The organism is Leisingera sp. G5_S3_59_S7 (assembly GCF_054968485.1).
Window position 1 is genome coordinate 1 of sequence record NZ_JBQKUH010000087.1, and the last position, 12,478, is coordinate 12,478.

The window sequence follows — 12,478 nt, forward strand, 5'->3', positions numbered from 1 at the left end:
CATCAAAGTACCGCAATGCGGGCCAGACCTGTGTTTGCGCCAATCGTTTCTTCGTGCAGGAAGGCATCCACGACGCTTTTGTAGAAAAATTTACCGCCCGGGTCCGCGGGTTGCGCGTCGGTGACGGTTTCGGTGAAGATGTGCAAATTGGACCGATGATCGATCAGGCCGCGGTTGAAAAAGTTGAGGAACTGGTTGCTGATGCAACTGGCCGAGGGGGCACGATCAGCACCGGCGGCAAGCGCCACGCGCTGGGGAAAAGCTTTTTTGAGCCGACGGTACTGACCGACGTGTCGCCGGAGTTTCAAATCTTTCACGAGGAGATTTTCGGCCCTGTCGCAGCTATCATCAAGTTTGGCGATCCTGAAGAAATGTACGAAATGGCCAACAGAACCCCATTTGGGTTGGCTGCATATTTCTACGGTCAGAACCTTAGCCGCGTCTGGCGCACCGCCGAAGCGCTGGACTTCGGCATCGTTGGTGCCAACACCGGCATGATCTCGACCGAGGTCGCGCCATTTGGCGGGATGAAGGAAAGCGGCAACGGGCGCGAAGGATCTAAATACGGAATAGAGGACTATCTAGAGGTTAAGTACTTCTGCCTCTCCATCTGACTGTAACACCAGGGGGAGCTATTCCGGCCTGCCCTGACTTCTTCCATTGCGGTCGGGGCCCCGGCAGTTGAGTGAGGAAAGACAGCAGGCCTCCACATGGTGTGGCGGCGACGGCCCGAAGTCCGCATAGTTTTCCCGGACAAAAGCCAGAGCAAAATCGCGCTTGGCACTTGTGAGCGATACCTGAACCGCGACTTTTGTTACTTCACAGGGTAGGGACTGCAGCCCAGTTCTTCCATCATCTTCTCTCTGAAGACCTCTGCGGGCGTCTTCCTCCCGAGGCATTTGCGGGGCGTGTTGTTGAGGCGGTCGCAAATCACTTTCATGTCGTGATCTGAGAACTGCCGAATGTCGCGCTTCCGCGGGAGCCATCGCCGGGCCCGCCGGTTTGTGTTCTCAACGGTGCCTTTTTGCCAAGGCGAGGAGGGGTCGCAAAACATGGGTTAATCGCCCTGCTTCGACCGTGGCCCGTCCTGGAAACGGAATGTCTTTCCTTCGCTATGATCCAGAGCGTGACCCGAAAAGGGGTCTTGTTTGAAGCAACTGATGGAGACTGAGAATGAGTCAGCATATTGGGCTCGACGTTTCGCTGAAGGACACTGCCATTGCCATCCGGGAAGACGGCCATCGAATTTGGCGTGGAAAATGCCGATCGGATCCTGCGTCATACCTTCCTTGGAATAGATGTACCGGTATATGGTTTCCTGGCAGACCCGCAGCCTAGCGCCTTCAAGGATCATCCTTTTGCCGATCTGTTCTGGCGTCCAGCCATTTTTCAGCCGCTCGACGACACGGCGGCACAACTCCGGATGACGGATCAGCTTGCGTTGCCTCGCGCGCCGGCCGGCCGCCATCAGCTGGGCTGCGGCGCCATAATAGCCATCACATTTCGGCAGGCAGGGATCCGAGAAATGGTTCCGCTTCAACTCCCGGAATATCATCGATCTGCAGCGCCCAAGGACGCACGCGATCTCGTTCACAGGGACCTTCGCATGCCTCCAGCGTTCAATCTTGCGCCGTTCCGTGATACTCAGTTGGCTGTAAACAGCTCCATTTCGTTTCCTCTCGTCAGACAACATGCTGTTTTCTAACAAGAGTCGCAGTTGGGGGTAGCGCGCGCCCCGCGTACAACAAAAACGCTTAATCCGGCTTATGTAAAATAAGTCAGTCTATCTGATCTGAATTCCGCCTGCTATGCCTGCGCCTGGCCTTTAGCTCTTAGTGTCATGAAGAGATCAATCTAGAAGAATGCTGTATGAAATGGTTTTTGCTGGAGCTGCCTAACCAGTCCGCGGCTGCAGTGAAACTCGCCAAATATGACTCATCTAAAATGGTGCTGTGATCTTGGGATGCTCGAGCAAAAACATGCAGAGACTGAAAGCGCCATTTGGAGAAGCCGACTTCAGGGGGCAGCAACCTATCAAAACTGGACATCAACTAGGGTTTGTTCAGTTTTGCTGACCGGGAGCGGAGGAAAAGGTGAGCATTCGGTTCCTTAGGGCGGTTACCGACACAGCGGTGCCAGGAAGCCCGGCTACACAAACCTGCGCCGAGCCGGTCCGGCCGGAGCTGGCAACTTTTGTTGTGAATCCTGTCCCTAGAAATTTAGGCTAACGGGTATTAAAAAAATACACGCCACCCCACATCTTTTCGGGAGTGACGTGTAAACTTTATGCCCGATGCGCTACCTGGTAGGCATTTCCTCCTTCAGCGCTCTGTACAAGCTGATCATCATGAGAAGTATCACAAAGGAGAACGGCAGAGCAGCGGCGATCGATGCTGTTTGCAGAGCAACAAGACCTCCCGCGACCAGCAGCACGCTGGCGACAACTCCCTCGGTAACGCCCCAGAAGACTCGGACCACATGCGGTGGATGCTGGCTGCCCATCGCTAGCATGGTACAAATCACCAAGGTGCCGGAGTCCGACGAAGTGATGAAGTATGAGGCAATCAGGAAGGTGACAATTGCAGCAAAGGCAGTGCCCCAAAGACCAACTTCCATGCCCTCAAGCGTTGCGTAAAGCGCCAGGGTTGGGCTTTCATTCACGGCTTCGATGATGCCGCCAGCACCTTGCAATTCGATGCTAACCGCGTTGCCACCGAACATGGCCAGAAGGAACATTGTGACAAGCGGAGGGACGATCAGCAAGGCAACCACAAACTCGCGCAGGGTCCTGCCTCTAGAAACCCGGGCGATGAACAGGCCGACAAAGGGTGACCAGGCGATCCACCAGCCCCAATAGAAAACGGTCCACCAGCCCTGCCAGTCGCGCCCCGCTTCTTCATCCACCCACATCCCCATCGGCACAAAATTCTGCACATAGTTACCGAGAAGATTGACGTATTGGCCGAGCAGATAGACCGTGGGACCCGCAAAAAGGAAGAAGGCAAGGATCGCGAAGGTCAACCACATATTCAATTCACTGATAATGCGGATACCTTTGGACACACCCGAGACGGCCGAGAGTGTAGCAATGCCGGTCACTACAGCTATCAGAATGATCTGATTGGTTGTCGAATTGGCGATTCCAGTAAGCAGGTTTAGACCCGTGTTCATTTGCTGGACACCCAGCCCCAGTGTGGTGGCAACCCCAAAAATTGTGCCAAAGATTGCCAGCAGGTCAACGGCATGGCCCCAGAACCCGTAGATCCGATCGCCGATCAGCGGATAAAGGGTGGATCGCATCGAAAGCGGCAACCCTTTGCGGTAGGCAAAAAAGGCCAGAGACAAAGCAACAATCACGTAGACTGCCCAGCCGTGGACGCCCCAATGAAAGGCTGTAATCAACATTGCCGTGCTGGCGGCCAGCGCTGAGTTCGCCTCAGTTCCTGCCATTTCGATGAACGGGTTGCCCTGCAGGTGGTACATCGGCTCGGCGATACTCCAGAACAGCACGCCATTGCCCATGCCTGCGCTGAACAGCATGGCAAACCACGAGAAGTTGCCGAATTCCGGCCGGTCGCTGTCCTTGCCCAGCCGGATGTGGCCGTAGCGGCTGAAGGCCAGCCAGATGCTAAACAGCAGGAAGATGCTGATCATCAGGATGTAATACCAGCTAAGGGTGCTGGTGATCCACAGCTTGATCCCGTCGAACACGCCGGAGGCGAATTCGACATTGGCTACCGTGAACAGCACAAAGGCGATGACCATGAGTTTCGAGGCTATGCTCATCCGAGCATGCACGCCTTTCAACAGGCCGGTTCTGGCGACGGCATTATAGGGGTAGTGGCCGTCAAAGCCTTGTTCGAGTGACATTGTTTCTCCCTGTTTTTGTGTTTCAGCTGGACCTGGGCGGGCCAGCCATGACCCGACCTCCTAGGCCGGCAACAGGCAATAGGTGTTCAGCCTGAGACCTTAGCGGAGCAGTGGGGAGGCAGGTAATGAGAACTGCAAATACCTGGATTAAGGATGCTTATGGCGCGCAGCTGCTAAGCGACCAGGATTTGCGGAAACTGTGCGGTGAACGGTCAAACTTACGCTTGAATTGCCTGGAGAAGTACGAGGCATTTTCAAAGCCTGAGGCCATGGCGACCTCGCGCACGCTTAGGTCGGTTTCGTTCAGCAAGGAAAAGGCCCGCTCCAGCCGCAGGCCGAAGTAGAACTGCCAGGGAGACTGCCCGACATATTTCTGGAACAGGCGCTCCAGTTGGCGGCGAGAGACAGCCAGCGCACTGGCAATTCTATCCATGTCCAGCGGCTCTTCCAGGTTCGCCTGCATCAAGCGCACGGCCCGGATCAGATTCTGATTGCGGCAGCCAAGCATTGATGACACCGGCGAAATCTGCCGCGACATGCCTGCTCCCGGGCGTTTGTGCAGGCACATGTCGGCAACGCAGGAAGCAAGGTGGGCCCCGCAGTGGGCCTCAATGATTTCAAGCATCATGTCTGTTGCGGCATGGCCACCACCACAGGTGTAAAGCCCGCGGTCGGATTCATAGAAGTTGCCGGACGGCTTGAGACAAGGAAACAGCTCGACAAAACCCGGGGCATTTTCCCAATGCAGAGTAAACCGCCGCCCGGTCAGAACACCTGTTGCCGCCAAAGCAAAGGCGCCGGTGCAGATGCTTCCAACGCTTGCACCATGCGCTTTCTGGCGACTGATCCAGCTGACAACCCGGCTGTCATAGGATTGCGCTGGCTCCGTCCCTGCACAGACAAAGAGCGAAGCGTTGCGGTCCAGGTCGACCAGCCCGGAATCAACCTGTATCGGAATGCCGTTCGAGCAGGTTACCGGAAGGCCATCCGGGCTGAGCGCATGCCATTCAAAAAGCGCCTTCTGCGTTAGCTGATTGGCAATCCGCAGCGGTTCGATTGCGGCGCTGAAGGCCAGCATCGTAGTTTTGGGCAGCAGAAGAAAATGGAATTTCTTCGGTGGCGCGTCGCTGTCGAAGCGTACAGTGGCAGCGCCTTTCGGAAGGAAGCGGTTGTCTTGCATGGGCGGTCTCCAGGACATTAGAAAGCAAGCTTCTGTCCGGGTTTTGATATTCAGGCATTTTCAAGCACCGCACACGCGGGCGCGGTGTGTTGTTATTGCGGGACGGGGAAGGCCAGACGCAAATAGACCCATTTGGCGGCGCTTTCGCTGGTCCGCTGCGGATCCGGGGCCAGCGAAAGCAGGCTAATGGACCCAGCCAGGACAACTAAACAGGTCAGCCCCTGCAGCAGTATTCCGGTCTTCCCCTGCATCTTAGGCCTTACCGCCGACAATGTTGTGCTCCGGGCCGTAGGGGAATCCGGTTATATTCTCGGCACCGTCTTCGCCTACGATCAGAATGTCATGCTCGCGATAGCCGCCTGCGCCCGGCGTGCCTTCTGGCAGCATGACCATTGGCTCCATCGACACCACCATGCCGGGCTTCAGCTCGGTATCGATATCCTCGCGCAGCTCGACCCCGGCCTCGCGGCCGTAATAGTGGCTTAGCACCCCAAAGCTGTGACCGTAACCGAATGAGCGGTACTTCAGCAGATCCCACTCCCGGTACATCTCATTTAGCTCCAACGCGATATCCTTGCACTTTGCACCGGGCTTGATCAGCTCCAGCCCGCGCTCATGCACGGCGACGTTCTTTTTCCAGATGTCCAGGCTGGCGTCGTCCACATGGTCGCAGAACAAGGTCCGCTCCAGCGCAGTGTAGTAGCCAAAGATCATCGGAAAGGTGTTGAGGCTGAGGATATCGCCGGACTGCACAATTCGGTTGGTGACGGGGTTGTGGGCGCCGTCGGTGTTGATGCCGGACTGGAACCAGGTCCAGGTGTCCATCAGTTCAACAAAGGGGAACGAAGCTGCAATCTCACGGATCATCGCATTGGTTCCTGCAATTGCCACTTCATGCTCGGCCACACCTGCCTTCACCGCATTGGCCACCGCTGCGCCGCCCACATCACAAATCCGCGCGCCTTCGCGGATCAGTTTCAGCTCCTCATTGGATTTGATCGTCCGCATCCACATGGAGGGGCCAGACACATCGACGAATTCCACATCCGGCAGCGCATCCTGCAGCGCTTGGCGATAGTCCAGCGACACGTGGTCGAACTCGATACCGACACGCTTAGCACCCTTGGTAAGCTCCTGCACAGCCCGATAGAAATTGTCGCGGCGCCAGTCGGTATAGGTGATGTTGTTTCCGAAGCTGCGGCGCCAAGGCTGACCGCCATCAATGCCCGCGGAAATCGTGGTCGCATTTTTCTGGTCGATTACCATACCGTACTTGCGCCCGAAGTAGCAGTACAGCCAGCCAGAATAATAGTTGATGCAGTGGTAGGAAGTGAACAGCGCCGCATCGACATTTTGTTTTGCCATCCAGCCGCGCAGCTCGTCCTGGCGGCGTTTCATTTCCTGGTCAGAGAATGGCGAAAAATCCTTCTCGCCATTGTGCCATTCCATGACGTGGAGCATATCTTCAGACATGTTTGATCCTTTCTTCGGAGCGTGTCCCAGTCGGTAACACCGAAAAAAGATCTCAAAAAATTAATAGATATGATCCTACTATAAATATCCCAAATTCATCCTACCCGGACGTCGGCTTCAGAGTCTTACGGAAGCCCCCAACGCCTCCTGCTATCTGTTCGATCAATTTCAGTGCAGCCTCACTCTGGCGCACATGTTTGTAGAACAACCCGACATGTATTCGCGCCAGCTGCGGAAATCCGATGTCCGGTGTCAGGATACGCATGCCCGGGAGCAGGGTCTTAGTTGTAAGGGCAGAAATGCCCCAGCCGCTGGCCACCGCGTTCTGCAGTGCCGAGATGCCGGGGCTCTCAAAAGCGATCCGCCATTTGCGCCCTTCACCATTCAGCGCTTCGATCACCCGGCCCCTGTAAACGCATCCCTCCGGGTGCAGAACCAGCGGCAACGGCTCATCCGGATTGAAATGAAACCCCTTTGCGCAAACCCATTTGGGACGTTCAGACCAGTAGTGCGAGACATATGGCGCCGGCATGGAGTCGGTAATGGCAATTGTCATATCCAACTCGTCCGCATGCAGCTTACTCAAAAGATCGCGGCTCCAATTGCAGCGAATGTCCAGCGTGACGGCCGGGTTTTCAGAAACAAAGTCCGAAATGATCTCCTGAAAGAAACCGATTGCATAGTCGATCGGCAGGCCGACCCGCAGCACGCCCTGAATGCTGGAACGCGACAGCCGAGCCACAGCGCTGTCGTTCAGCCGCAGTATTTCACGGGCAAACCCGATCAGAGCATGGCCATCTTCCGTAAGCGTCAGCTCCTTGCCCTGATGCACGATCAGTTTGCAGCCGCTGAGCTCTTCCAGGCGGCGAATTTGCAAGGAAATCGCCGGCTGGGTCCGGCCAAGAGTTTGTCCGGTTTCAGTATAATTCCCTAGATCGACTGCCGTCACAAAGGTGCGCAGCAAGTCAGTTTGCAGGTTCGTGAACTTTCGAGACATTTACAAATCTTATTCTATCATTGCCACTATCAATTTCCCACATGGCGCATCTGGAGTCAAAGTAAAGCCAACCTTAACTTCCCGGATTGAGCCTCCCCATGAAGAACGCTTCAGTTTTTGCCGCCGAGCTGCCTTGGCCGGAGTATAAATCGCGCGTCACAGGTGGCAGCACCCCCATTCTGATCCCGATCGGATCGATGGAACAGCACGGGCATCACATGCCAATGCATGTAGACGTACTGCTGCCGACCGAGTTTGCCCGCAGGGCTGCGTCAGAAACCGGCAGCCTTGTCGCCCCGCCCTTTACCTATGGTTACAAATCACACCAGAAATCCGGAGGCGGGAACTTCTTTCCCGGCACTACTAGTCTGGATGGCAGCAGTCTGGTCAACGCACTGAAAGACGTGATCAAGGAATTCGCCCGCCACGGCAACCGCCAGATCTGCCTGGTGAACGGCCATTTTGAAAACTCCTGGTTCATCGTTGAGGGCATCGATCTGGCCCTGCGGGAACTGCGCTGGGACGGCATCACCGATATGAAAATTGTGGTGCTGTCCTACTGGGATTTTGTCGGCGATGACTCAATCGCCAAGCTCTACCCCGACGGCTTCCTGGGTTGGGACATCGAACACGGCGGTGTGTTGGAAACTTCGCTGATGCTCAAGCTTTACCCGGATTTGGTGTGGCTGCAGGACGCAATCGACCACCCGCCGGCCGAATTTCCGCCCTATGACGTCTACCCCCCGCACGAGGACTGGACACCCTCCACCGGCACCCTGTCCTCCCCCAAGGATGCCTCGGCGGAAAAGGGCGAGCTGCTTCTCAATGTCTGCACCGCAGGGATCGTCAAAGCGCTGCGGAAAGAATTCGGAGAACGCTCTCCGGCAAGCGCGGCGGCTACAGCTGCGCAATAAAACCAGCAAGGAGACTGACATGACTGCCAAACTTACCCATCCCACCCGGCGGGCGCTGCTGAAGTCGGCCGCAGGCGCGGCCCTCGCAACCCCGTTTCTGTCTATCCGGGCCGCGGCCGAAACCGTGAATCTGTCGATGCTGGCGTGGTATGGCCATGCAGAGCCTGATGTCGTTGGCGAATTTGAAGAGCTGCACAATGTAAAGTTCACCCCGAAATACTACACCGGAGGCGACAACATGCTGGGCCTGATCGCCCAGTCGCCGCCGGGCACCTATGACGTCATCCTGTCCGACGCCGAATATGTTCAGCAGTTGAACGCGGCCGGATACATTGAGGAACTGGACCCAATCGACTATGCCTTTGATGACTTCTTCCCGGAGTTCCAGCAATTCCCGGGTCACTGGAAGGACGGCAAGCTCTACTCGGTGATCACCCGGTTTGGCTTCCTCGGCATATCCTATAACGCCGATGTGCTGAGCGAGAGCGATGCGGCCAGCTACAACGTCTTCGGCGACAGCCGCCTGACCGGCAAACTGGGCCACTTCGACTGGCACCTTCCAAACTTGGGGCAGATCAGCTTGCTGAACGGCAATCCCAATCCCTTCGACCTGAGTGACAAGGCTTGGCAGCAGGTGCAGGACAGCACCATGGCGCTGCGCGGCCAGGTGGGCGGATTCTTTGACTATGGCGGTACTTTCTCGTCGCTAAAGAACGGTCAGATGACCGCATTTGCGGGCATTGGCGACTGGATCACCGGCGTGCTCGAAAAAAACGGCGCCAATGTGCGCACCGCCATTCCGGAGGAAGGCGGCCTGCAGTGGACCGAGAGCTTCTCGATCGGCAAGGGCTCCCGCAACCAGGAGATGGCGCGCAAGTGGATTCAGTACATCACCTCGCCGGAAGGCCAGGCGAAATCGGCGGATATGGCGGCCTACCCGGCGCTGATCCCCAACAAGAAGGGCTGGGTCGTGCTGAATGAGGCGAACCCGGCCGAAGCCAAGAGGCAGAACATGGTGCTGGGCCAGCACAACGCCATGGACCTGATCCGCGAAGACCGCATCAAGTACCGCCAGCTGCCAGTGCAGCAAAGCCTCGAGGACTGGAACGACTTCTGGTCCGATTACAAAGGCGCCTAACCCCACCAGCACCGGAGCTGTCTCCTCCCCCGGCTACCGGTGCCCAACTGAAGGTCAGCTGCCTCCCGGCGCTGAAAGACCAATGAATACACGGCCGAATCTGTTTTCACTGACGTTCTCGCTGCCTCTACTTATCTGGCAGCTGGCCTTCTTTTTGTTTCCCCTGGCGTTTCTGGTGGCGCTCAGTTTCTGGACGGTGCGGAATTTTCAAATGCAGCCCGATTTTGACACTGTGAACTGGGTCAAGATCTATTCCCGCAGCGTGTTCTGGGATGCCTACTTTAGGACCCTGCTGCTGGCTTCTGCCAGTGCGGTGCTGATCAGCTTGACGGCTTTCCCGGCGTCTTATGCGATCTCGTTCAAACTGGGCGAAAATGCGAAACGCTGGATGATCTTCGTCCTGATCATCCCTTTCTTCACCAGCTATCTGGTCCGGGTCTATTCGCTGCAGGTTTTCCTGTCCGACGCGGGCATCCTTAATGCCTTCCTGGGTTACTTTGGCCTCGGCCCGTATCCGATGCTCAACAACAGCTTTGGCACCCTCACCGGTTATGCCACCCTGTGCCTGCCGCTGGTAATCCTGTTGCAGGTCTTCAGCCTGAATTTTGTGAACCGTGATCTGGTCGAGGCCGCCCACAACATGCGTTGCGGCCGCCTGCGGACAGTATTGGAAGTGATTATACCTTCCGCCAAAGCCGGTCTGGTGATCGCGGGTCTCTTCGCCTTCATCCTCAGCTTTGGCGACTTTGTGAGCCCCCTTTACCTGGGCGGAGGCAACCCGCCGACCCTTTCGATCATGATCACCGACATCACCAAATCCGGGCAGCAATGGCCGCGCGCCGCGGTAGTGGCTCTAACGATGATCGCCACACTCCTGACAGTAGCCTTTGCCGCCATCAAATTCGCTTACAGGGAGGCTGGAAAATGACCGGTAACCGCAACCCCATTATCGACGGCCTTCTGAAACTGCATATCACGCTGTGCCTGATTTTCATCTTTGCACCGATTGTCGGCAGCTTTGTTTTCTCACTAAACTCGGACCGCTTTCCTTCGCTGCCGCTAGGCTCGTTCTCAACTGAATGGTACCGGCTAATCTGGGAAGATCCGCTGGTCTGGGCCGGCTTCTTCAACACTCTGCTGGTTGGCGCCTGCGTTGCAGCGATTGCCACGCTGCTGGGATTTGGCGGCGCCTACACCGACTTCCGCTACGAGTTCTTCGGCAAAACCGCCTATCTGGCCCTGGCCCTGCTGCCGCCCACCATCCCGGTGGTAATCATGGGCCTGGCGATGCTGGCTTTCCTTTCCCGTATCAGCCTTTCCGGCAATGTGGTCTCAGTCATCATTGCCCACGGCGTGATGTGCAGCCCCTTTGCCATGGCCATCATCCGATTGCGCCTGTCGCAGATGGACCCGGATCTGGAAGCCGCAGCCTGGAACCTGGGCGGTAATGAATGGGTGACCATGCGCCATGTGATCATCCCCTTCACCAAACCCGCAATCTATGCCGCCTTGTTCATCACCATGGCTGTTTCCTTTGACGAGTTCGCGGTGGCCTGGTTTGTGTCGGGCCTGAACGAGACCCTGCCAGTCAAGGTTTTGGGCTTCCTTCAGGGCCAGGTCAGCCCCCGGATCAATGCCATCGGCTCGCTCGCCTTTGTCAGCTCAATCTCCTTCATCGTGATTGCCCAGCTTCTGATGCGCAATCCAAACGCCAAGACCTCTTAACAGACAGGACAGAGCCATGCTGGACACTCCAATCGTGCATTTTGACAACGTTGTTAAAAAGTTCGGCAGCTTCACCGCTGTTGAAAAGGCCGACTTCCAAATAGCCCGCGGCGAATTCCTGGCGATCATGGGCTCTTCGGGCTGCGGCAAGACAACCACCTTGCGGATGCTGGCCGGACTTGAGGACCCGACCGAAGGCAGCATTTTTCTGGACGGGGAGAAGATCAACGGCAAGCCGACTTGGGAGCGGGACACGCCGATGGTCTGGCAGAGCCTGGCCCTGTTCCCTTTCCTTACGGTGCAGGAGAATGTCGAATTCAGCCTTAAAATGCGCAAAGTGTCCAAGGGTGAACGGCGTGAGCGGGCCCGCAAGTGGCTGGACCGGCTTGGTATCCTGGAGTTTGCTGACCGCAATATCTCGCAGCTGTCCGGCGGCCAGCGCCAGCGTGTCGCGCTCGCCCGTTCGCTGGTGACCGAACCTAAGATCCTGCTGCTGGACGAGCCGCTTTCCGCTCTTGACGCCCACTTGAAAGTGCGCATGCAGTCGGTACTTTCGGGCCTACAAAAGGATCTGGGCATCACTTTCGTCTACGTGACCCATTCGATGTCCGAGGCCTTCTCCATGGCCGACCGGGTGGTGATCATGAGCCGCGGTAAGATTGAACAGATCGGTACGCCCGAGGAAATATACCGCGAACCGCACAACCGCTTTGTTGCGGACTTCCTGGGCTCATCCAACGTGTTTGCCGGCAGCCTCAAATCAGGCGGAAATGAAGCTTGGCAAGTTGCATCAGAACACTCGGCATTCACATTGAAAGCGCCTTCAGAAGTACAAAAGACTGAAGGATCTTCGCTGGCTTTTGCGGTGAGTTCTGAGAACATGTCATTAGCCGCCATTGGGACGCCCTGGACAGGAAACAGCATTGAAGCCACGGTTGTCGGCGGCGAATTTGCAGGGGCCTCTGCCACTGTCTTCTTGGAAACCGATCAGGGTCAGGAACTTAAAGTGCAAAAGGGACATGACGAACTTAAGACGGTAGACATCAGAGCAGGACAGAGACTTTTGGTTCACTGGCTGCCGGAGCATTGTCACGTTCTGCCTGGCGAATGAACAGTCTAACGGGCATTGCCAACTTATTTGCACCCGGCTGAATGCGGCCTGCTCCGCGCCCGTCATGCGG

General features: G+C 56.5%; 10 protein-coding genes and 1 pseudogene. 6 read left to right on the top strand and 5 right to left on the bottom strand.

The genetic code is table 11. The features are described from left to right. A partial coding sequence (locus ACTRWG_RS21615) for an aldehyde dehydrogenase family protein (protein WP_036796669.1) occupies positions 1-614 on the top strand: 614 nt, incomplete at its 5' end. Between the two features lie 200 nt (positions 615-814). On the opposite strand, the pseudogene ACTRWG_RS21620 reads toward ACTRWG_RS21615, so the two are convergent. The 5 genes and pseudogenes from ACTRWG_RS21620 to ACTRWG_RS21640 form a co-directional block, all read right to left on the bottom strand. Beyond that, positions 815-1,693, bottom strand: a pseudogene (locus ACTRWG_RS21620) (transposase). 605 nt (positions 1,694-2,298) lie between these two features. Continuing rightward, positions 2,299-3,870 (bottom strand): BCCT family transporter, encoded by a 1,572-nt coding sequence (locus tag ACTRWG_RS21625; RefSeq protein WP_051357615.1) that lies wholly within the window; start codon positions 3,868-3,870, stop codon positions 2,299-2,301. 157 nt (positions 3,871-4,027) lie between these two features. Further along, the gene (locus ACTRWG_RS21630; RefSeq protein WP_027233584.1) at positions 4,028-5,050 is read right to left on the bottom strand and encodes a GlxA family transcriptional regulator; all 1,023 of its coding nucleotides are present in this window, start codon (positions 5,048-5,050) and stop codon (positions 4,028-4,030) included. Positions 5,051-5,302: 252 nt separating this feature from the next. Beyond that, a complete protein-coding gene (locus ACTRWG_RS21635) occupies positions 5,303-6,523 on the bottom strand; it encodes a M24 family metallopeptidase (protein ID WP_027233583.1) in 1,221 nt (406 codons plus the stop codon). 100 nt (positions 6,524-6,623) lie between these two features. Further along, on the bottom strand, positions 6,624-7,520 hold the full coding sequence (locus tag ACTRWG_RS21640) for a LysR substrate-binding domain-containing protein (protein ID WP_027233582.1): 897 nt from the start codon (positions 7,518-7,520) through the stop codon (positions 6,624-6,626). Between the two features lie 98 nt (positions 7,521-7,618). On the opposite strand from ACTRWG_RS21640, the gene ACTRWG_RS21645 reads away from it, so the two are divergent. The 5 genes from ACTRWG_RS21645 to ACTRWG_RS21665 all read left to right on the top strand — a co-directional run bounded on the left by ACTRWG_RS21645 (position 7,619) and on the right by ACTRWG_RS21665 (position 12,408). Then, the gene (locus ACTRWG_RS21645) at positions 7,619-8,434 is read left to right on the top strand and encodes a creatininase (protein WP_036796624.1); all 816 of its coding nucleotides are present in this window, start codon (positions 7,619-7,621) and stop codon (positions 8,432-8,434) included. Between the two features lie 19 nt (positions 8,435-8,453). Beyond that, a complete protein-coding gene (locus tag ACTRWG_RS21650; protein ID WP_027233580.1) occupies positions 8,454-9,572 on the top strand; it encodes a polyamine ABC transporter substrate-binding protein in 1,119 nt (372 codons plus the stop codon). An 82-nt stretch (positions 9,573-9,654) separates the two neighbouring features. After that, positions 9,655-10,500: an ABC transporter permease gene (locus ACTRWG_RS21655; protein ID WP_027233579.1), complete on the top strand. Its 846-nt coding sequence runs from the start codon at positions 9,655-9,657 to the stop codon at positions 10,498-10,500. Beyond that, positions 10,497-11,297, top strand: coding sequence for an ABC transporter permease (locus ACTRWG_RS21660; RefSeq protein WP_027233578.1), 801 nt, complete (start codon positions 10,497-10,499; stop codon positions 11,295-11,297). Before ACTRWG_RS21655 ends, ACTRWG_RS21660 begins: the two co-directional genes overlap by 4 nt. Positions 11,298-11,313: 16 nt before the next feature. Next, positions 11,314-12,408 carry an ABC transporter ATP-binding protein gene (locus ACTRWG_RS21665; protein WP_027233577.1) on the top strand — a complete coding sequence of 365 codons (1,095 nt, stop codon included), beginning with the start codon at positions 11,314-11,316 and terminating at the stop codon, positions 12,406-12,408. The last annotated feature ends 70 nt before the right edge of the window (positions 12,409-12,478 follow it).